Source organism: Burkholderia sp. BCC1208 (genome assembly GCF_902833095.1).
GTDB lineage: Bacteria > Pseudomonadota > Gammaproteobacteria > Burkholderiales > Burkholderiaceae > Burkholderia.
The window spans coordinates 534,114-555,860 of the sequence record NZ_CADFDY010000002.1; the positions used below are offsets into that span (position 1 = coordinate 534,114).

Genomic DNA, 21,747 nt, shown 5'->3' on the forward strand with positions numbered 1-21,747 from the left:
TTCCGGCAAGACGGTATGCTGACGGTCGACATGCCGCGCGTCGACGCGGCCCCTCTTTCCCGCTTACCGGAGATTCGCCATGCCGCTCATCCACGCTGCCGCCACCCTCGCCGCCGACGCGCCGAACTACGTCGTCCAGCTGCAGGCCGGCACGCACGCGCTGACCGGCGACGAAGCGCTGCGCGAAGGCGGCCAGGGCCTCGGGCCGGCGCCGTTCGAACTCGTGCTCGCCGGCCTCGCGCAGTGCACGGCCGCGACGCTGCGCATGTACATGCAGCGCAAGACGTGGCCGGCCGTGCGCATCGACGTGCACACCGAGCTGCATGCCGATCGCGACGGCCAGCAATACGTGCGCCGCATCGTGACGCTCGACGGCCCGCTCGACGACGCGCAGCGCCAGCGCCTCGCGGAGATCTGCGAGAAGACGCCGGTGACGCTGTTCATCAAGCGCGGCACGCGCATCGAAACGACGCTGACCTGACACGCCGCGTGCCCGGCGTGCCTGGCGTGCCGGCCGTGGCGGTCCGCACGCATCGGCACGCAACAAGCAAAACGGGCGGGCCGCGCACGATGCGCGGCCCGCCCGTTTGCGGATGGGGTTCGGCGCTTACAGTCCGAGCGCGGACAGGTCCAGCTTGCCGTCCTTCATCGGCGGGCACCAGAAGTACGCGCCCGTCAGCGGCCGCGTGAAGCGGAACAGGCCGTCGACGATCCCGTCGTCCGCGCCGCTCATGCGGCGCATCTGCACGTCGAACGCGCGGAACGAGCAGCCGAACGCGACGAAATAGAGGCCCGCGCGGCGCGTATCCGACCACGGCGACGAACGGCGCAGCATGAACGCCTCGGGCTCGAAGCTCTCCTGCGCGGTGCGCTTCACGTGCGCGAATTCGGGCGCGTCGTCGAGTTCCTCGTTGTCCGAACGGCGACGCCCGACGATGTGGTCCATGTCGCCCGGCGCAATACGCTCCATCTGGTCGAAGTCGTGCACCCACTGCTGCACCGCGACGAAGCTCGAACCGTCGAGCCCCGCGCCCTGCCCCGTCACGATCGCCGCGGCCACCGCGTCGTCGCCTTCCGGGTTCTCGGTGCCGTCCTCGTAGCCGGACAGGTCGCGATCGTTCGAATAGCGAAAGCCGTCGACGGCTTCCTGCAGCGCGAACGCCGGCGCGAGCGCGCGTTCGATCGCCCGCGCGCGCAGCACGATCTCGCCGCGGTCGTCCGAGCGAAGCCAGACCCACACGTCGGCCGGCGTCGCCGGCAGCGTGCGGTCGTTCACCGCGAACGCCGGATAGTCGGTCAGACCCGGCACCGGATGCCCGAGATAGGCAGCCAGCGCGTGCCCGAAGCCGACGACCGTGTCGCGTCCGTCGGCGATCTCGCGCAGCGCGGTCAGCGCCGCGGCGATATTGCCGTCATTCGACATCGTGAAAGTGAGGTATCGGGCTGCCGTATCGATCGGAGCCAGGATGCCTTGCTGAACGTCGCTCATCGTTTCCTCGGGAATGGTTCGGAATGAATCCGGGCGGGCGCGCATCGTCGCGCGCCGCGGACGCCGAAGTGTAATCGATGCGCCCGCCGGCCCGTGCCCGCCATCGCGGAACGTACGCGAAAAGGGGCCAAAACCTCGAATACTAACCGTATCGACGCCGCAACGTCGCATTCGTCAGACATTGCGGCGCGCGCGACACTCCTGATAAAATCATTGCACGTCTTTTCGGCGTCCTTTCAACCGTTCACTTCAGGGGAGGTGCAGATGTTCCGAATGCCAGCAGCCTTCCCGAACGTGGTCCCACGGCCCAGCTGATCCAGCCCGCCGTCCGCGCCGGCTCCCGAGTTTTCCGCTGACCCGTCAGCCGCGCTTTCCCGACAGCCCGTTTCGTTCCGCCCGCGTGTTTCGCGCGGCCCGGCTGTTGCGTTTTCGACGTTCTCCGAACCGGAAAGTCCCGTCGCGCGATGCGACGGGCAACGATACATGACCAGAAAAACCTCCCATCTGGGCGGCCACGCGTTCCGGGCCGTCTTCGGCTTCACCGTCCGTTACTGGCGCAAGCAGCCGGCGCGCATCGCAACCGTCGCGAGCCTCGCGCTGCTCGCCGCGCTCGCCGACGTCCTCACGCCGCTGTTCGCCGGCCGCCTCGTCGACGCGCTGTCGACCGGCCTGACCGACCGCGCGGCCGCGTGGCATTCGGCGCTCGTCGCGTTCGGCACGCTCGCCGCGCTCGGCATCGGCGCGACGGTGCTGCGCCAGGGCGTCTACCTGAACATCATCACGCTCACGCTGAAGATGATGAGCGAGATCGCCGCCGCGTCGTTCCACCGCGTGCAGCGCTTCTCGACCGACTGGCACGCGAATAGCTTCGCGGGCTCGACCGTGCGCAAGATCACGCGCGGGATCTGGGCGCTCGACCTGCTCAACGACACCGTGCTGATCGCGCTGCTGCCGTCGGTCGCGATGCTGGTCGGTGCGACCGTGCTGCTCGGCGCGCACTGGCCCGTGATGGGGCTCGTCGTCGGCGCGGGCTCGCTGCTGTACATCGCGGTGACGGTCGCGGTGTCGCTCGGCATCGTCGCGCCGGCCGCCCGGCTCGGCAACCTGTGGGACACGCGCCTGGGCGGCGCGCTCGCCGATGCCGTGAGCTGCAACGCGGTCGTCAAGGCGTTCGGCGCGGAAACGCGCGAGGAAGCGCGGCTCGCGCGCGTGATCGGCAAATGGCGGCAGCGTACGCGCCGCACCTGGGTGCGCGGCACGTTCAACGGCGGGCTGCAGGGCGCGATGCTCGTCGCGATGCAGGCCGCGATGATCGGCGTCGCGCTGCGGCTGTGGGCGAACGACGAAGCGAGCGTCGGCGACATCGCGTTCGCGCTGACGATGTTCTTCATGCTGCAGGGCTACTTGCGCGACGTCGGCATGCACATCCGCAACCTGCAGCGCTCGGTAAACGACATGGAAGAACTCGTCGCGCTCGAACGCCAGCCGCTCGGCATCGACGATCGCCCCGGCGCGCCGGCCATCCGGATCGGGCAAGGCGAAATCCGCTTCGAGCACGTGACGTTCCGCTACGGCAACCATCCGGTGCCGCTGTACGACGATTTCTCGATGCGGATCGCGCCCGGCGAACGCGTCGGGCTCGTCGGCCATTCGGGGTCGGGCAAGACGACGTTCATCAAGCTGATCCAGCGCCTGTACGACGTGTCGGGCGGCCGCATCACGATCGACGGCCAGGATATCGCGCAGGTACGGCAGGAGTCGCTGCGCAGCCAGATCGCGATCGTCCAGCAGGAGCCCGTGCTGTTCCATCGCACGCTTGCGGAGAACATCGCGTATGCACGCCCCGACGCGAGCCGCGCCGACATCGAGCGCGCCGCGCGTCTCGCCAGCGCGCACGACTTCATCGTCGCGCTGCCGGACGGCTACGACACGCTCGTCGGCGAACGCGGGATCAAGCTGTCGGGCGGCGAGCGCCAGCGCGTCGCGATCGCGCGCGCGTTCCTCGCGGATGCGCCGATCCTGATCCTCGACGAAGCGACGTCGAGCCTCGACAGCGAAAGCGAGCTGCTGATCCAGCAGGCGATGGAGCGGCTGATGGTCGGCCGCACGACGCTCGTCGTCGCGCACCGGCTGTCGACCGTGCGCGCGCTCGACCGGCTGCTGGTGCTTGATCGCGGCAAGGTGATCGAGGAAGGCGACCACGACGCGCTGATCCGCATCGACGGCGGCATCTACCGCCGGCTGTTCGAGCGGCAGGCGCTGGAGCTGGCGAAGGGGCTCGCCGATTCGCCGCGGCGCATGGCGGATCGCAATGCCGGGCCGCTGGGAGAGCCGGCGGAGGTCTGACGCGAGCGCGTCGCCACACGAGCCGGCGGCGCGGTCATCGCCGCCGCGCCGTGTCGAGTGCAATCGGTTCCGGATCGAGGCCGTGCCCCGCGCACGGCCTTTTTCGTGTGCGCGGCACGGGCTCGGCGGCACCGAACCGCGCGCCGCCGCGTGTCCGCCGCCGGGATCACTTATCATGTCGGCCAGGCAATTCGCGACGAAAGGCAGACCATGTTTACAGGCATTGTTCAGGGTGTCGGCACCATCGACGCCATCAAGGATCACGGCGAGCTGAGGACCTTCAGCATCGCATTCCCCGAGCGGTTCACCGACGATATCGAGATCGGCGCAAGCGTGTCGGTCGATGGCGTGTGCCTGACGGTGACGACCATCCATTCGCCGGAGCTCATCGACTTCGACGTGATGTTGCCGAGCCTGAAAATCACCACGCTGGCCGATCTGGCGATCGGCTCTCGGATCAACCTGGAGCGGGCCGCGAAGGACGGCGCGGAGATCGGCGGGCATCCGCTGTCCGGTCATGTCGACTTCCCGGGGACCATCCTGCACATCGCGTCGTCCGAACACAACCGGATGATCCGCATCGGCGTGCCTGCCGAGTTCAAGCGCTATGTGTTCGCGAAGGGCTATATCGCGATCAACGGCTGCAGCCTCACGGTTTCGGACGTCAATCGCGACGAAGGCTGGTTCGACGTCTGGCTGATTCCCGAAACGCGCCGCGCGACCACGTTCGATGCGAAGGGCGTCAACGACAAGGTCAACATCGAGATCGAGCGCAGCACGCAGGTCGTCGTGGATACGATCCGGGAAGCGGTCAAGGAAACGCTCGGCGAATTGAACGGCGTCGTCACCGCGCTGCTGGCGGAAAAAGGCATCGATATCGAGGAATTGCTGGCGCGCAATGTCGCGCGGCTGCCGAAGCAGTAAAGGGGAATTACCCGCGTGCTAGGTGATCCGCTGGATCACCGAGTACCGGGTGCCGTCGGAAAACACCTCGATCCACGGCTCCGATTCCTCGAACGTCCGGAGGACGAGATCGAGATCGATCGGCTCATCGCCGTCGTCGGGCCACGGCATGTTCCATCCGCCCGCGACGGCCACCACCCCGCCCGTGTAGAGCGGGCATTGCGCCATCCACGCGCGCGCGTAGTCGTGCGCGGCAGTGCCCTTGAAGTTGTCGTTGAACCCCCAGTCGCGCTGCCAGCCGCATGCGTCGAGGTAGGCGTCGATCGCGGCGGAGCCGAAGCGGAACACCGCGTCGACCGGCGGAAGCGACGTTGCATCGGATCGGCACAGCGGGCGATCCGAACGAACAGGTTGCGTGGCAGTCTCCACGCGGCCGCCCGTACCGCTTTCGTCGAGATACACGTTCAGCCAGATGCCGTCGCGCTCGACGGAGATGCACAACGCGCCGGCGTCGACCCCATGCCAGTAGCCGGTGACGGCTTCGCCGTCGGCCGCGAAGCGGTACGCGTGGCATGGCCTGGCGAGGCGCTTCGCTTCGGTCAGAAAGTCGTCCAGTGTCATTGGATGCCTCTCCTGTTCGAGCGTCCCGGGTATCGTATCGCGCCGCTGCGATCGAACGACGTCAAGCGTGGCCGCACACTCACTCCGCCTCCACCCGCGCCCCCTTCCCCACCGCCACGCGCTGCGCGCGATAAATCCCCGCGTGTCCGGAGAACAGATACGCGACGACACAGGCGACGATCGCATACACGCCGATATCCGCGCCGAACAGTTCGATCGCCATGATCGTCGACGCGATCGGCGTATTCGCCGCGCCCGCGAACACCGCGACGAAGCCGAGCCCCGCGAGCACGGGCACCGGCAGCGCCAGCACCTGGCCGAGCGCATTGCCGAGCGTCGCGCCGATGTAGAACAGCGGCGTCACCTCGCCGCCCTTGAATCCCGACGCGAGCGTGACGACGGTGAACGCGAACTTGCCCGCGAAATCGTAAAGCGGCAGCGGGCCGTGAAACGCGGCCTCGATCGTCGGGATGCCGAGGCCGAGATACTGCGGCACGTTCAGCACGGTCGCGGCCACGGCGACCACCAGGCCGCCGAGCACCGGCTGCAGCGGCGCATGGCGGATCACGCGGCGAAACCACGCGGTCAGCGCATGCGTCGCAAACGCGAACAGCCGCCCGACCACGCCGAACGCGATGCCCGCGACGATCGTCACGGCCAGCCCCGTCGCCGATACGGCCGGCACGAACGGAATCGCATAGGCCGTGTGATGGACGCCCCACGCGCGGCACACGACGTCCGCGACGATCGCCGACGCGACGCAGGTCAGCAGCGCGTCGTATCGCACGCGTCCGATCGCGAGCACCTCGAGCCCGAACACGGCGCCCGCGAGCGGCGTGCCGAACACCGACGCGAAGCCGGCCGCGATGCCGCCCATCAGCAGCACGCGGCGATGCTCGCGATCGAGACGAAACAGGTGCGTGACGCGATCGGCGAGCGCGCCGCCCATCTGCACGGCCGTGCCCTCGCGGCCGGCCGACCCGCCGAACAGGTGCGTGACGACGGTCGCGACGAGCACGAGCGGCGCCATCCGCTTCGGCACGAGCGCCTTCGGGTCGTGAATCTCGTCGATCAGCAGGTTGTTGCCGCGCGCGACCGACTGGCCGAAGCGATGGTAGACCCAGCCGGTGGCGAAACCGGCGGCCGGCAGCCCCCACGGCAGCCACGGATGCGCGACGCGCGTATCGGTCGACCAGTCGAGCGCGATCAGGAACAATGCGGAAGCCGTACCGGCCAGCGCGCCGAGCAGCGCTGAAAGCGCGAGCCAGCGGCACACGTAGCGCACGGTCGCGAAAAGATCGGCAGAAGTCGTGAAGAACATGATTTCCAGATTCGACGGAACATCAAAACCTGGGCGGCAGAATACCGGATGGACGGCCTGCGACCTCCTGACGACCCAGGAACACGCAGGCATCATCAGCCGGGCGAACCGGCGGTTGAGGGCCGCACCGCGCGCGTCATGCGCCGCGAACGACCACAGGGAGGCATGCCATCTCCGCAGGCCGCGATTGTACGCGACGCCGCGCCACGCACGCAATGCGGACGCCGATGCGCCACGAAACGACGGCGCCTGCCCGATGCGCCGCCGTCAGTCGCGCGGCGCGAGCGCGATTCGCGCGATCAACCGAGGCGCGATCTGTTCGAGCGGCAGGATCGCCGACGCCGCGCCGACCGCCGCGGCCGCCTTCGGCATCCCGTACACGGCGCTGGTCGCTTCGTCCTGCGCGATCGTATAGCAGCCCTTCGCACGCATGGCCTTCAGGCCGAGCGCGCCGTCGCGTCCCATGCCCGTCAGCAGCACGCCGAGCGCATCGCCCTGCCAGCCGTCCGCGACGCTGTTGAAAAACACGTCGATCGACGGCCGATACGGCGTTTCGGCCGGATGCCGCGTATAGCCGAGCACGCCGCGCGGCGACAGCGTCAGATGGTCGTTGGTCGCCGCGAGCAGCACCTCGCCCGCTTCCGGCACGCTGCCCTGCCGCGCGACGCGCACCGGCAGCCGCGTATAGCCGTCGAGCCATTCGGCCATGCCGTACGCGAATGCCTGGTCGACGTGCTGGACGATCACGATCGCGGCCGGAAAATCGGCCGGCAGCGCGCGCAGCAATGCGGTGAGCGCGGTCGGTCCGCCCGCCGACGCACCGATCGCGACGAGCGTCGGCTGTCCGCGCGTGGGCGCCGGCCCCGGCGGCACGAGCGCCGCGGTGCGGCTTTCGAGCAGTCGGCCGATCTGGTCGATCTTCGCGAGCAGCGCCTGCGGCGGCGCATCGGTCGACAGTCCGAGCGCGAGCGTCGGCGTGTCGACCGCGTCGAGCGCGCCGGCGCCCATCGCTTCGTACACCGACGACGTGTTCGCGCTGACGCTCGCCGTCACGATCAGGATCGCGCACGGCGCGCGCGCCATGATCCGGCGCGTCGCGGCGACGCCGTCGACCTTCGGCATCACGAGATCCATCAGGACGACGTCGGGCGGATGCGCGACGCAGAAATCCACTGCCTCGTCGCCATCGGTCGCCACCCACAGCACGCGATGGTCCGCGCGCAGCGCGATCACGCGGCGCAGCGCCTCCACGGCCAGCGGCAGGTCGTTGACGATGCCGATGTTCATCTGCGCGCGTCCCCGATCAGGTCGTGCACGGCATCGAGCAGCGCCTCGTCGTGAAAACTGCTCTTCGCGAGGTAGTAATCGGCGCCGGCGTCGAGCCCGCGACGGCGATCCTCGTCGCGATCCTTGTACGACACGATCATCACCGGCACGCGCTTGAGCATCGGGTCGCCCTTGATCAGCGTGACGAGCTCGATGCCGTCCATGCGCGGCATGTCGACGTCGGTCACGACGAGATCGAACGCATCGCTGCGCACCGCGTTCCACCCTTCCATGCCGTCGACCGCGACCGTCACGTCGTAGCCGCGCTTTTCGAGCAGCTTGCGTTCGAGCTCGCGCACCGTCAGCGAATCGTCGACGACGAGCACGCGGCGGCGCCGGTCGGCGAGCGCGAGTTGCGGATCGCGCGTGAGCCGCGCGAGTTGCCCGCCGCGCACGAGCTTGTCGACCGAGCGGATCAGATCCTCGACGTCGACGATCAGCACCGGGTCGCCATTCTCGAGCAACGCGCCGGCCGCGATGTTCTGGATCTTGTGCAGACGACTGTCGAGCGGCTGCACGACCAGCATCCGTTCGCCGAGGAAGCGGTCGACCGCGACGCCGTACAGCTCGGGTTCGCCGCCGACGACCACGACAGCGGTGGTGGCGCGCGCGGCATCGGGCTCGCCCGCGTCGAGCAACTGGTGCGCGGCGACGAGGCCCGCGCGCCGGCCGTCGAACGGAAAATGCGGCTGCCCTTCGAGCACGTCGATGTCGTCGTGCGCGAGTTCGAGCGTGCGGCGCACATGCGCGAGCGGGAACGCATACGGTTCGCCGCCGACCTCGACGAGCAGGCTGCGAATCACCGAAAGCGTGAGCGGCAACTGCAGCACGAAGCGCATGCCGGCACCCGGCTCGTTGAAGATCCGCACCGCGCCGCGCACGCCGCGCACCATCTCCTGCACCGCGTCGAGGCCGACGCCGCGCCCCGATACGTCGGTCACCGCATCGCGCATCGAGAAGCCCGGCAGCAGCAGGAATTCGAGCAGCTCGGGATCGGACAACCGCGCGGCCGTCTCGTCGTCGGTCAGGCGCTGGCGGACGACGGCCGCGCGTAGCGCATCCATGTCGACGCCCGGCCCGTCGTCGATCACGCTGACGAGCAGCGAGCCGGCGCTGTGGCGCGCCTCGAGCGTGACGCTCGCCTCGGCCGGCTTGCCGCGCGCGTGGCGCGCGTCGGGCGAATCGACGCCGTGGTCGATCGCATTGCGCAGCAGATGGCCGAGCGGCGCGTCGAGCAGGTCGAGGATGTCGCGATCGACCTGCGTGCCTTCACCGACGATCGAGAAACGCACCTGCTTGCCGAGCGAGCGCGCGAGATCGCGGACGATGCGCGGATACGCGCGCGTCGCGTCGCCGAACGGCCGCATCCGGCATTGCAGCGCCTCGTCGTACAGTTGCTCGGCGATATGCGTGCTGCGCCGCTCGAAGCGGTCGAATTCGTCCATGCGCTCGGCAAGCGAGCGCTGCAGGTCGTTGAGCATGTGCCGCACTTCGTTCATCGACGCGAGCATGCCGGCGTCGAGATCGTCGGCGAACTGCTCGTACATCAGGTCGAGCGAACGGGCCGCGTCGCGCTGCGCGCGCTTCACGCGCAGCATCGATTCCGCGAACGGCTTGAGCCAGCGCGATTCGACCAGCGATTCGCCGGACAGGCTCAACAGCCGGTTCAGCGTGTCGGCGCGCACGCGGCGCATCGCACCGGCGCCCGCCATGCGGCCGGCCTGGGCCGGATCGGGCACCGTGCCCGATACGGCGAGCGGCGGCACCGCGGCACTCGCGCCGACCGGCTCGTTGGCGGCGCCGTCGTGTTCGCGATACGGCACGAACGACGGCGGCACCGGCGGCGGCACGGCGGCCGGCGCCTGCATCGTCCGCGCGCCGTCGGCGCCCGTCAGCGCCGCGGCGAACACGTCGATCTCGGTCTGCGACACGGGCTGCCCCTGCGGATCGCCGACGCGCACCAGCAAATCGACGCCGGCCAGCAGCACGTCGACGTGCGTGGCCGTCAGCGCGATCGTGCCGGCCTGCGCGGCGACGAAGCATTCCTCCATCCGCCCGGCGATCTCGACGCCGAGCGGCACGCCGACGATGCGCGCGGCGCCCTTCAGCGAATGCGCGGCGCGCATGCACGCCTCGAGCGCGACGGAGTCGGGCTCGCCCGATTCGAGCGCGAGCAGCCGCTCCGACAGCGCCTGGGTCTGCGTGCGCGTCTCCTCGCGATACAGCTCGAGCAGCGACAGGTGGCTCAGGTCGTCATCGCCGCTCATCGCATGCTCCGTGTCACGGCGTCGAACAGACGATCGTCGTCGAGCAGCCCCACCGACTTGCCGCGCCACGACAGCACGCCGCGCGACAGGCCCGCACTCGCGCGCCCGACCGTGGCAGGCACCGGCACCCAGTCGGAGGCGCCGAAGCGCAGCACGCCCTCGACTTCGTCGACCGGAAACACGATCGGTTCGCCCTGGTGCGCGGCCACCAGCAGCCGCGTGAAACGGCCGTCGCCGCTGCCGCTGCCGGTGTTGCCGGTCGTGCCGGCATCGAGGCCGAGCAGCGCGCCGATCGAGATCGCGATGCGCAGCGTGCCGCGGATGTTGACCACCCCGCGCACGGCCGAATGGCGGCGATGCGGCAGGGAATGGATCGGACGCGTGCCGGCGATCTCGCGCAGCACGCCGATCGGCAGCGCGAGCCATTCGTCGGCCACCCGGAACGCGAGCGCCGCATGGCGCGTATCGCCGTCGTCGTCGCGCGCATGCGCGGTGCCGAACGCGCTCATCCGGCACGTGACGTCCGCCATTTCGGCGACGTCGAGCGGACGCTCGAGCAGCTTCGCCGCGTGACGGGCGTAGACCGGGCAGTTCAGGCAGCGCAGGCAGTCGTTCAGCCGCTCGCACGAGCGGTCGCCGCGCGTGCCGATCCGGTTCCAGCAATCGTCGACGTCGAGCGTCGCGTCGTCAGTGGCAGCGGCGGCGCGGTTCATGAGTTTCTCTGGTCATCGCGGTGTCGGTCCCATTCCCGTCGTGTCAGCCGGCCGAACGCCGGGCGCGTTCGAGCAGCCATTGCGCGCCCGCACGATCGCCGCCGACGTCGAGCAGCGTCGCGAGATGCGTCAGCGCCTCATGATGCGTTGGGCGCAGGTACAGCGCCTTCCGGTAGAAGTCGCCCGCTTCCGAGGCGCGCCCGCGCGCATCCGCGATCAGTCCGTTCAGGTAGAACGCATCGGCATGCGGGCCGACGCGCGCCGAGAACTGCGCGAGCACGCGCTCGGCCTCGTCGAACGCGCCCGCGTTCGCCAGAGCCTGTGCATCCTCCAGCGTCGGGGCATCGTCGATCGCCGGCGCGATGCCGTCGTAGGCCGGCGCGGCCGCCACGGCGGTTGCCACCGCCAGCGCGGCCCGTGCGTCGATTGCGGCCGTCCGCACGACCGGCGCCGCCGCGAACGGCTGACGCACGTCGCCGAGCCAGGCCGACGGCTCGACGGCCACCGCCGGGCGCGGCGCGGTGAGCGGTGCGACCGTGAAGCGCTCCGCGCGCCGGGACGGCGCCGCCGCGGGCAGCGGCGCAACCGGCCGGGCAGCGCATGCATCGGCCGCCGCAGCACCGGCCGACTCGCGATGAAACGCGAAGGCCAGCGGCACGCGCGCCGAGCGCATCCCCTGCCGCATCGCGACACCCGTCTCCGCCGGCCCGACGAACAGCATGCCGTCGTCGGCGAGACGCGCGTCGAGCGAGCGGATCACGCGATCCTGCGCATCGCGGTCGAAATAAATCAGCACGTTGCGGCAGAACACGAAGTCGTAGCGAATGCCGTTGTCGGCAACCGGTTCGACGAGGTTCGCGTGGCTGAACTGCACGCACGCGCGCACGCGCTCGTCGAGCAGCCAGCCGTCGCGGGTCGGCGTGAAGTACCGCGTACGAAACTCCGTCGCCGTCCCGCGGAACGCATTGCGTCCGTAACAGCCGAGCCGCGCCTGCTCGATCGCGCGCGCGCTGAGGTCGATCGCGTCGATCGCGAAGCTGGCTGGCTCGAGCCCCGCATCCAGCAACGCCATCGCCGCCGAATACGGCTCCTCGCCCGTCGAGCACGGCGCGCTCAGCACGCGAATCACGCGGCCGGGCATCGCGGCGAGCCGTTCGGCGGCCTCCCGCGCGAGCGTGGCGAAGGCTTCGCGGTCGCGGAAGAACCACGTCTCCGGGACGACGAACAGCTCGATCAGCGCGCGCCGTTCGTCGGCCGACGCGTTGAGCTGCTGCCAGTACGCGTCGAGCGCTTCCGGCGTCACGGGCAGCCGCGCGGCCGACGGCACGCGCTCGCCGTCCCCCTGCAACGCATGCACGCGATCCATCAGCGCCCGCATCAGGAAATCGTTGCCGAGCGAATCGGGGTCGATGCCGGTCTCGCGCAGCAGCCAGCCGCGAAATCGCGATTCGGACACGTTCATGCGGATTCCCCCCCGTGGCCCGACAGGCCGTCGAACAGATACAGGCGTGCAACGTCGTCGATCAGGTCGGACACGGACATCTGCTGCACGACACCGTCGGGCGTGTTCGCGACCTGCCCGAGCCAGCGCGTGCGCGCGGTCGAGACGCCGCTGGCGCGGAACGCCGCGCGGTCGATCCGCATCGTCTGCGTCGCGCGCTCGACGATCAGGCCGAGCGTGCGCTCGCCCCCGGCGTGACCGGAGCGATAGCGGACCATCACGAGCCGCGTCGAGCGCAGCGCCTGCGCGCGCCGCCCGAGCGCCAGCATCGGCACGTCGATCACCGGCACCGGCTCGCCGCCGCGCATCAGCAGCCCGGCGATCCAGTCGGGCGCGCCGGGCACCGCCTTCGTGACGGCGAGCGGCATCACCTCTTCGATGCCGGCCGCGTCGAGCGCGTAACGCTCGCCGTCGAGCTCGAACATCAGGAACAGCGCGTGAGCGCCGTTCTGCGTGTCGGCGCGCGTCACGCGTCGACCTTGAAGCGCGACACGCTGGTGCGCAACTGGTTCGCGACGAGCGTCAGGTCGTCGATGGCCTGCGACGACTGGCGCAGCGACTCGGCCGTCTGCTGCGCGGCCTCCGACAGCTGCGACAACGCCTGCGTGATCTGCTCGGCGCCGTTCGCCTGCGTCTGCATGCCCTCGTTGACCATCTGGAAGCGCGGCGAGAGCGTCTGCACCTCGGAGATGATCTGCGACAACTGCCCGCCGACCTGCTGCACGTCGAGCATCCCGCGGCGCACTTCCTCGGAGAACTTGTCCATTCCCATCACGCCCGCCGACACGGCCGACTGGATTTCCTTCACCGTCTGCTCGATGTCGTAGGTCGCGACGGCCGTCTGATCGGCCAGGCGGCGGATCTCGGTCGCGACGACCGCGAAGCCGCGGCCGTACTCGCCGGCCTTCTCGGCCTCGATCGCCGCGTTCAGCGACAACAGGTTGGTCTGGTCGGCCACCTTCGTGATCGTCGCCACCACCTGGTTGATGTTCAGCGCCTTCTCGTTGAGGATCGCGAGCTTCGCGTTCACCGAGCCGGCCGCGTCCATCACGCTGCGCATCGTCTCGCCCATCCGCGTGAGCCCGCTCTGGCTCACGCCCGCGAGCGTCGCCGACTGCTCGGCCACGCCGGCCACCTCGTTCATCGTGCGCAGCAGGTCGCGCGACGTGGCGAAGATCTCGCGCGAGGTCGCGCCGATCTCGGTCGTCGTCGCCGCGGTCTCGTTCGCGGTGGCCTGCTGTTCGCGCGACGTCGCCGCGATCTCGGCCACCGACGTCGTCACCTGCAGCGACGACTGCTGCGCGCGCGAGACCAGCTCGGTCAGTTCGTCGGCCATCCGGTTGAAGCCCGTCTCGAGCGTGCCGAATTCGTCGCGGCGGCGCAGGTCGAGGCGACGCGTCAGGTTGCCGGTGCGCATCACGTCGTGCACCTCGACGAGCCGCGCCATCGGCACGGTGACCGAGCGGTACAGCATGTAGCCGAGCCCCAGCGCGGACAGCAGCATGAACGCCAGCGCGGTCGCCAGCACGATCTCGGTGTCCTGCACGGATTCGCGGATCAGCTTCGCGGACTGCTCCGCGAACTTGCGGTTCTCCTGCACCAGCACGTTCGCGTTGCGCACGACCTCGGTCCATGCGGGCAGCGCTTTCGCGTACGCGGCGACTGCCTCGTCGTGCGATGCGCGGCTCTTCTGCATCGCGTCGTTGAGCAACGGCACGTAGTGATCGTAGGCGCCGCGGAACGCCATGAAGCGCTGCCGGTCGTCGTCGCGGAACGTCGTGTTCTGGTAGTCCACCGACAGCGATTCGGTTTCCTTCAGCGCGTCGGCGATCTTCGCGAGATCGCGCTGCACGGCTTCTGGCCCGGTGTCGACGAAGGTCGCCTGCTGCAGCAGCATGAACGATTCGTTGACCGAGCCGCGCAGCGACGACGCGAGATAGACGCCGGGCAACGAGTCGCGCTCGATGCTGACGGCTTCGGCGTTGATCGCGCGCAGGCGCTCGTACGACACGCCGGCTGTCACCAGCATCAGCACGAACAGCACGCCGAAGCTGAGCAGGATGCGATTGCCGAGCGTCAGCCGGGCAGCGCCGATCGTCGGATGCAGGCTTTCATTGGTCGCGCGGGGCGTCACGGTGGCCATGTTCGTTATGGGCTTTCTAGATTCAGCGTTGAAAAAATCCGCGCCCGCGTGCGCGCCGGGTGGCGCGCCACGAGCGCATCGGGGTCTCGCGGGCGGCGCGGCGCCGGCAGGCCGCGCCGCGACATCACTGCTCCGCTTGCGCCGGCAGCCGAAGCGCGACCATGAAGCCGCGCGCCGTATTGCGCATCAGGATCTTGCCGCGATGCCGCGCCGCCGTCGCGCGGACGAACGCGAGGCCGAGGCCGAAACCGCCGCGCGCCGCGCCGTGCGCGGATTCGAGCTGCACGAACGACTCGGTCGCGGCCGTGCGCTGTTCCGGCGCGATGCCGGCGCCGGCATCCTCGACGCCGATCAGCCAGGCGCCGTCGTCGCCGCTCAGCGTGCAATGTACGTCCATCCCGGCCGGGCCGTACTTCAGCCCGTTGTCGATCAGGTTCGCGACCGCGCGTGTCAGCATCATGCGGTCGCCCATCGTCACGCACTCGGTATCGGGCACGTGCGCGATCACCCGGCAGCCGAGCCCGGCCGCCTTCTCCCACAGCTGGTCGACGGCGTCGAGCACGATCTCGTTGAGACTCAGGACCTCGTGCGCGCGGCGCTCGGACTGCGCGCGGGTCAGGTGGATGAAGCCGTCGGCGAGCGCGAGCGCGCGCCGCGCATGGCCGGCGATGCGCTCCATGATCGCCGGCATGTCGCCGTGTTCGGTCCGGTAGACGTCGAGCAGCGCGAGAATCGACGTCTGCGGCGAGCGCATGTCGTGCGACAGGAAATCGAGCGCCTCGTCGCGCTGCCGCGACATCAGGTACGAACTCGAGTGATAGCGGATGCGCGCGGTCAGCTCCATCGCGTCGGGAAGCTTCACCAGATAGTCGTTCGCGCCGGCGATGAACGCCTCGCGCTTGACGATCGGCTCCTCCTTCGCGGACAGCACGATGATCGGCACGCGTGCGGTGCCGGCGTCGGCGCGCCACGCGCGCACGAGATCGAGGCCGTCGATTTCCGGCATCACGAGATCCTGCAGGATGACCGTCGGCTTCACGTCGCGCGCGACCGCCATCGCCCGATGCGCGTCGGTGCACACGTGCAGGTCGATGTCGTGCTCGCTGCGCAACGCGCGGCGGATCACCTCGCCGACGAACGGCTGGTCGTCGACGAGGAGGACCGATAACCCCGGTTCGAGGCAATCCGAGGCATTATCACTGCTCGATTCTTTCATAAATACAGTTTCAAACGCCGAATCTCCAATCGATTCTTTCATAGGAGTTGTTTATCCGACTTGGACACTATCTTATATTGGCAGTTGTAAAACCCGCCTGATTTCGCCGATTTGGCCTGTCGGCACTGCCTTGCAGGGCTTCGGACGCCGCTTGTTTCCCCGTCGACGACCGCATTACCTCCGCATTCTTTCTCTCAATAAACATAACCGGCTGATTCTAAATGAAATTAGAACACAGCATCTATCTCCTTCCGGTTTAGTTTTGCCGAATATGCGGAAAGAGACGGAAACAGATAAATCAGATCATTTCCGGATTCGAAAGACGATAACGTTTGCGGGACCGCCGCGATGAGGTTTGCATGCGCTGCAAGGCTGGCATCCAGCGTCCTATTGGGGCCGGATTCGGATGCCCGACAGGTCGGCCCGCACCTCGATCCGACGACGCTTGCGAACCATCCGACTCGAATGGCCGAATACCGGCAGCAGTGCTGCACGGAGCGGCGCGATGACGCCGAGCGCAATCGTCACGTGGCAACGCGCCGGCCCGCCAGCGGGGCATCGGGGCATCCGGGCATCCGGGCATCCGGGCATCCGGGCATCCGGGCATCCGGCACGATACGTCTGCCCCTCGGCGGCCAATCGCAGACGAAATCCTCTCGAACACCGTGCCGGCTGTCGAAACGAGGCGCTTTTCGACAGCCGGCTAGCCGCGCGCGTGCTGCGCGGATACTTCCTGCAGGTCGAGGTCGCGTTCGAGCGTATGCAGCATCTCGTCGTGGATGCGCCCGGACCGGTGCAGGCGCAACAGTTCGGCGCGCCCGGCCCGGATCGCGGCCAGCACCACGTCGTAGTGCGCGACGCGCACTTCCGCCGGATACGCGGGCTCGTTCTTCGTCCGTTCGGTCAACTGGGCGCGATACGTGTATTGCTCGAGCAGGCGCGGATGGATCACGACGCCGTTCTCGTCATGCACGAGCGGCTGGATCGCGGCGAGCTGCGCGGCCTCGACGTACGCCCACGTCTGCGGCTCGGTCAGGTGGTGCGCGGCGCGCTCGTCGCGCTGCGGCAGGCGCAGCAGCCGGATCAGCGGCCCGATCGTCGTACCCTGCAGCAGCACGGTGACGAGAATCACCGCGAACGACGCGACCAGGATCACGTCGCGGCCGGGCAGCGCCTCGGGCAACGACAACGCGATCGCCAGCGTCACCACGCCGCGCATGCCGGCCCAGCTCATGATCGTCGCGGCCTTCCAGTCGGGCGCCGGCCCGCGCCGCGCGAGGCCGCGCACCGGCCACTTCAGCGCCTCGACGGCGTAGATCCACACGAAGCGCGACACGATCACCGCCGCCAGCACCGCGAGCACGGGCGGCACCATCGTGCCGAGCACCTGCTCAAAGCCGCCGAGCCGGTGGATCGCGCCGCGCAGCGACAGCCCGATCAGCACGAACACCATCGCCTCGAGCAGGAACACGATGACCTGCCAGAACGCGGTGCCGCGCGTGCGCACGGCCGCCGAGAACACCTCGTGCTGATGCCAGCCGACGATCATGCCGGCCGTGACCGTCGCGATCACGCCCGACACCTCGACCATTTCGCCCGCGATGTACGCGATCCATCCGGCAATCACCGCGACGGTGATCACGAGGTAGTCGTCGTCGAGCAGCTTCAGGAACCACACGACGAGCTTGCCGACCACGAAGCCGACCACCACGCCGCCGAGCCCGAGCTCCGCGAAGCGCACGACCGCGTGCTCCAGGCTGAACGCACCGGTGAGCGCGGCCGCGACCGCGAAGCGGAACAGCACGAGGCCGGCCGCGTCGTTCAGCAGGCTCTCGCCTTCGAGCAGCACCATCAGCCGGCGCGGCAGCGCGACGCGTTCGAGCACGGCCTTCGCGGCGACCGCATCGGGCGGCGACACGATCGCGCCGAGCGCGAAGCACGCGGCCCACGGCAGCGCCGGCACGACCCAGTGCACGGCGAAGCCGACCGCGAACGTCGTGAACACGACCGCGCCGATCGCCAGCATCAGAATGCCGCCGACGTTGCGCTTGAATTCTTCCCACACGGAGAAGTACGCACCGTCCATCAACAGCGGCGGCAGGAATACCAGCAGCACCAGCTCGGGATCGAGGTTGACCGGCGGCAGACCGGGGATGAATGCGATGCCGATGCCGCCGATCAGCAGCGCGGCCGCGGGCGGCAGCCGCAGCCGCTTGGCGATGTATTCGAGCGCGACGATCGCGAGGAATGACAACAGAACCAGCTTGAATGCCGAGACGGGGGACATGAATCGACCTCGTGGAGAATGAATTCGCGCTTTCCGGCGTCGTACCCCGGTCGGCAGTTTCGCGCGATTACATCACGAGGCGAGGCCCATAGTCGAGCCTGTTTCCGGGCGGCTGCGCAGGACGCGTGCGGTGTGGTGCCGTGCCGCTCTGCGCCACCATGAAAAAACGGCACGCGGGCCGGCCCGATCGCCCGCCCGCGTGCCGTCGCGGCACCGCACCGCACCGCCCGTCGCGCGTTACCGACGCCGCACCACCATCAGCCGCGGCTCGGTCATGTCCTCGATCGCGTAGCGGACGCCTTCGCGGCCGAGGCCCGAATCCTTCACGCCGCCGTACGGCATGTTGTCGACGCGGAACGACGGCACGTCGTTGATCACGACGCCGCCGACCTCCAGTTCCTCCCACGCGCGCTGCGCATGCGTGAGCGAATCGGTGAACACGCCGGCCTGCAGCCCGAAGTCGCTGTCGTTCACGCGCGCGAGCGCGTCGTCGAAGCGGTCGAACTTCTCGAGGATCGCGACCGGGCCGAACGCCTCCTTCCGGTACAGGTCCTGCTCGCGCCCGACGTTTTCCAGCAGCGTCGCCTCGAACATCGCGCCGTCGACCTTGCCGCCCGCGACGATCTTCGCCCCCGCCGCGACGGCCGCGCCCATCCAGCCCGACAGCCGGCGCGACTCGGATTCGGAGATCATCGGGCCGACGAACGTCGACGGATCCTTCGGATCGCCCATCTTCAGCGAACGCGTCTTCGCGATCAGCTTCTCGCGCAGCGCGTCGTAAAGACCGGCATGGACGAGGATCCGCTGCACGCCGATGCAGCTCTGGCCCGACTGGTAGTACGCGCCGAACGCGAGCCGCTCGACCACGTAGTCGAGCCGCTCGCGCTGGTCGGCGTCGACGATCGCGGCCGCGTTGCCGCCGAGCTCCAGCACGACTTTCTTCTTGCCGGCCTTCTCCTTCAGCGCCCAGCCGACGGCGGGCGAACCGGTGAACGACAGCAGCTTGAAGCGCTCGTCGGTCGTGAACAGGTCGGCGCCGTCGCGATGCGCGGGCAGCACCGAGAACGCGCCCTTCGGCAGGTCGGTTTCCGCGAGCACCTCGCCGATGATCAGCGCGCCGATCGGCGTGCGGCTCGCCGGCTTCAGCACGAACGGACAGCCGGCCGCGAGCGCGGGCGCGACCTTGTGCGCGGCCAGGTTCAACGGGAAGTTGAATGGGGAGATGAACGAGCACGGGCCGATCGGCACGCGCTTCGTGTAGCCCGTATAGCCCTGCGCACGCGCGGAGATCTCGAGGTTGACGATCTCGCCGTCGATGCGCACCGATTCCTCGGATGCGACGCGGAACGTATCGATCAGCCGCGTGACTTCGCCCTTCGAATCGTTGATCGGCTTGCCGGCCTCGATGCACAGCGCCTCGGCCAGCTCGTCGAAACGTTCGCGAAACCGCGCGACGCAATGATCGAGCACGGCCTGCCGCTTGTAGGCCGGCATCTCGCGCATCGGCTTCGCGGCGTCGACTGCCGCGGCGATCGCCGCATCGATCGCCTTCGCATCGGCCAGCGCGACGCGCGTGGCGACCTTGCCGCTGAACTTGTCGGTCACTTCCAGATCGGTGTTCGCGTAGACGGCTTCGTTGGCGAGGTAGTACGGATAGGTTTCCTTCAACATGGAACGACTCCTTCCTGTGAACGGGGATGTCAGAGTTGCGCCGACAGGCGCTTGATCTCGCGGTTCAGCACGCGCTCGTTGTCCGAGTAGTCGATCGGCACGTCGATCACGTGCACGCCCGGCGACGAGAAGCACTCGCGCAGCAACGGCTCGAGATCGTCGGCCGATTCGACGCGATGCCCGTGCGCGCCGTAGCTTTGCGCGTACGACACGAAATCGGGGTTCTGCAGCGTCATCGCGAAATCGGGGAAATTCATGTTTTCCTGCTTCCAGCGGATCATCCCGAACGCATCGTCGCGCAGGATCATCACGACGATGTCGAGCTTCAACCGCACGGCCGTTTCGAGCTCCTGCGAATTCATCATGAAGCCGCCGTCGCCGCACACGGCGATCACCTTGCGCTGCGGATGCACGATCTTCGTCGCGATCGCCGACGGCAGGCCCGCGCCCATCGACGCGAGCGCGTTGTCGAGCAGCAGCGAATTCGGCTCGTGCGCACGCCAGTAACGCGCGAACCAGATCTTGTACATCCCGTTGTCGAGACAGACGATGCCGTCGAGCGGCAGCGCGTTGTACAGGTCGTTCACGATCCGCACCGGATACATCGGGAAGCGCGGATCGTGCTGGCCCTTTTCCAGATGCGCGTCGAAATGCGACTTGATCATCGTGAAGCGCGTGAAATCCCAGTGCGGCTGCGGCGACATGGCCTCCTTCATCTGCCACACCGCGTTCGCGATGTCGCCGACCACCTCGATCTGCGGGAAATAGACGGGGTCGACCTGCGCGCCGAGGAAGTTCACGTGGATCACGGTCTTGTCGTCGGTGCGCATGAAGAACGGCGGCTTCTCGATCACATCGTGACCGACGTTGATGATGCAATCCGCATGCTCGATCGCGCGATGCACGAAGTCGCCGTCGGACAGCGTCGCGTTGCCGAGCCACAGCGGGTGCGTCTCGTCGATCACGCCCTTGCCCATCTGCGTCGTGAAGAACGGGATGCCCGTCTTGTCGACGAATTCGAGCAGCATCTTGCAGGTGGTCTTGCGGTTGCCGCCCGCGCCGATCATCAGGAGCGGATGACGCGCGGCCTGGATCGCGTCGACCGCGTGCGCGACCGCCTTCTCCTCCGCGACCGGCCGACGGCTGTAGCTGCGCGGGATCGGCTTGCCGTCACCCTCCTCGTGCGCGATGTCTTCGGGCAGTTCGAGGTGCGCGGCGCCCGGGCGCTCCTCCTCCGCGCGGCGGAACGCTTCGCGCACGGCCGACGGGATGTTGCCGATCGACACGATTTGCCGCGTGAACTTCGTGAGCGGCTGCATCATGTCGACCACGTCGACGATCTGGAAGTGACCCTGCTTGCTGGACTTGATCGGCTTCTGCCCGGTGATCATCAGCATCGGCATCCCGCCGAGCTGCGCATACGCGGCGGCCGTCACGAAATTGGTCGCGCCCGGCCCGAGCGTCGCGAGACACACGCCGGTGCGGCCCGTAAGGCGGCCGTAGGTGGCGGCCATGAACCCGGCCGCCTGCTCGTGCCGGGTCAGCACGAGCTTGATCTTCGAGCGCCGCAGCGATTCGAGCAGATCGAGGTTTTCTTCGCCTGGAATGCCGAACACGTACTCGACGCCTTCGGCTTCCAGCGCCTTCACGAACAGATCCGATGCTTTCATGGGGACTCTCGGTTATGCCGCCTGCCCGGCCTACGGACACGCGGCGTTCAGGACGCGCGCCGGCCTACGGCACGCGGACGCCTTACCTACTGGACACAGACCACGGCACTGCTCACCGCGCGATGCACGGTGCCGCCTCCCGATACGGGAGGACGAACGGATCCGCCCGCATGCGGCGGGCACACACGGGCGGCAAAGACGTTTTTGATTGTAGACGGATTCGGGAAATACCGACTTTCATTGACCGCCAGGCTCGCGCGCCGGGCATGCATC

Annotated in this window: 16 protein-coding genes and 1 riboswitch; of the genes, 3 read left to right on the forward strand and 13 right to left on the reverse strand. The window is 68.5% G+C overall.

Translation table 11 applies throughout. The features are described from left to right. The first annotated feature begins 79 nt into the window (after positions 1-79). Positions 80-481: an OsmC family protein gene (locus tag HWX09_RS07230; protein WP_027782484.1), complete on the forward strand. Its 402-nt coding sequence runs from the start codon at positions 80-82 to the stop codon at positions 479-481. 126 nt (positions 482-607) lie between these two features. Here the strand turns inward: HWX09_RS07230 and HWX09_RS07235 are convergent, their stop codons facing one another. Next, positions 608-1,489: a Dyp-type peroxidase gene (locus HWX09_RS07235; RefSeq protein WP_027782483.1), complete on the reverse strand. Its 882-nt coding sequence runs from the start codon at positions 1,487-1,489 to the stop codon at positions 608-610. A gap of 483 nt (positions 1,490-1,972) precedes the next feature. On the opposite strand from HWX09_RS07235, the gene HWX09_RS07240 reads away from it, so the two are divergent. Both HWX09_RS07240 and HWX09_RS07245 read left to right on the forward strand, forming a co-directional pair. Further along, a complete protein-coding gene (locus HWX09_RS07240; protein WP_027782482.1) occupies positions 1,973-3,835 on the forward strand; it encodes an ABC transporter ATP-binding protein in 1,863 nt (620 codons plus the stop codon). Positions 3,836-4,045: 210 nt separating this feature from the next. Then, positions 4,046-4,759 carry a riboflavin synthase gene (locus HWX09_RS07245; protein WP_027782481.1) on the forward strand — a complete coding sequence of 238 codons (714 nt, stop codon included), beginning with the start codon at positions 4,046-4,048 and terminating at the stop codon, positions 4,757-4,759. Positions 4,760-4,777: 18 nt separating this feature from the next. Here HWX09_RS07245 and HWX09_RS07250 read toward each other — a convergent pair whose 3' ends face one another. The 12 genes from HWX09_RS07250 to HWX09_RS07305 all read right to left on the reverse strand — a co-directional run bounded on the left by HWX09_RS07250 (position 4,778) and on the right by HWX09_RS07305 (position 21,474). After that, positions 4,778-5,359 (reverse strand): hypothetical protein, encoded by a 582-nt coding sequence (locus tag HWX09_RS07250; RefSeq protein ID WP_027782480.1) that lies wholly within the window; start codon positions 5,357-5,359, stop codon positions 4,778-4,780. A gap of 79 nt (positions 5,360-5,438) precedes the next feature. Further along, positions 5,439-6,680, reverse strand: coding sequence for a voltage-gated chloride channel family protein (locus HWX09_RS07255; RefSeq protein ID WP_027782479.1), 1,242 nt, complete (start codon positions 6,678-6,680; stop codon positions 5,439-5,441). A gap of 79 nt (positions 6,681-6,759) precedes the next feature. Further along, positions 6,760-6,865, reverse strand: a riboswitch (Fluoride riboswitch). Positions 6,866-6,947: 82 nt separating this feature from the next. Beyond that, entirely contained in the window at positions 6,948-7,967 is a 1,020-nt protein-coding gene (locus tag HWX09_RS07260; protein WP_027782478.1) for a chemotaxis response regulator protein-glutamate methylesterase, read from the reverse strand. Beyond that, positions 7,964-10,273 carry a hybrid sensor histidine kinase/response regulator gene (locus tag HWX09_RS07265; RefSeq protein ID WP_027782477.1) on the reverse strand — a complete coding sequence of 770 codons (2,310 nt, stop codon included), beginning with the start codon at positions 10,271-10,273 and terminating at the stop codon, positions 7,964-7,966. The genes HWX09_RS07260 and HWX09_RS07265 overlap by 4 nt, the downstream gene beginning before the upstream one ends. Further along, positions 10,270-10,986 carry a chemotaxis protein CheW gene (locus tag HWX09_RS07270; protein ID WP_027782476.1) on the reverse strand — a complete coding sequence of 239 codons (717 nt, stop codon included), beginning with the start codon at positions 10,984-10,986 and terminating at the stop codon, positions 10,270-10,272. The genes HWX09_RS07265 and HWX09_RS07270 overlap by 4 nt, the downstream gene beginning before the upstream one ends. A 43-nt stretch (positions 10,987-11,029) precedes the next feature. Then, entirely contained in the window at positions 11,030-12,448 is a 1,419-nt protein-coding gene (locus HWX09_RS07275) for a CheR family methyltransferase (protein ID WP_027782475.1), read from the reverse strand. Continuing rightward, positions 12,445-12,957: a chemotaxis protein CheW gene (locus HWX09_RS07280; protein WP_027782474.1), complete on the reverse strand. Its 513-nt coding sequence runs from the start codon at positions 12,955-12,957 to the stop codon at positions 12,445-12,447. The genes HWX09_RS07275 and HWX09_RS07280 overlap by 4 nt, the downstream gene beginning before the upstream one ends. Further along, complete coding sequence (locus tag HWX09_RS07285) at positions 12,954-14,630, reverse strand: methyl-accepting chemotaxis protein (RefSeq protein ID WP_027782473.1); 1,677 nt, start codon at positions 14,628-14,630, stop codon at positions 12,954-12,956. The genes HWX09_RS07280 and HWX09_RS07285 overlap by 4 nt, the downstream gene beginning before the upstream one ends. A gap of 124 nt (positions 14,631-14,754) precedes the next feature. Next, a complete protein-coding gene (locus HWX09_RS07290) occupies positions 14,755-15,888 on the reverse strand; it encodes a hybrid sensor histidine kinase/response regulator (protein WP_027782472.1) in 1,134 nt (377 codons plus the stop codon). Positions 15,889-16,549: 661 nt separating this feature from the next. Beyond that, positions 16,550-18,133: a Na+/H+ antiporter gene (locus HWX09_RS07295; RefSeq protein WP_027782471.1), complete on the reverse strand. Its 1,584-nt coding sequence runs from the start codon at positions 18,131-18,133 to the stop codon at positions 16,550-16,552. 237 nt (positions 18,134-18,370) lie between these two features. Beyond that, positions 18,371-19,804: an aldehyde dehydrogenase family protein gene (locus HWX09_RS07300; RefSeq protein ID WP_027782470.1), complete on the reverse strand. Its 1,434-nt coding sequence runs from the start codon at positions 19,802-19,804 to the stop codon at positions 18,371-18,373. A 29-nt stretch (positions 19,805-19,833) separates the two neighbouring features. Beyond that, positions 19,834-21,474, reverse strand: coding sequence for an acetolactate synthase large subunit (locus HWX09_RS07305; RefSeq protein ID WP_027782469.1), 1,641 nt, complete (start codon positions 21,472-21,474; stop codon positions 19,834-19,836). Positions 21,475-21,747: the final 273 nt, after the last annotated feature.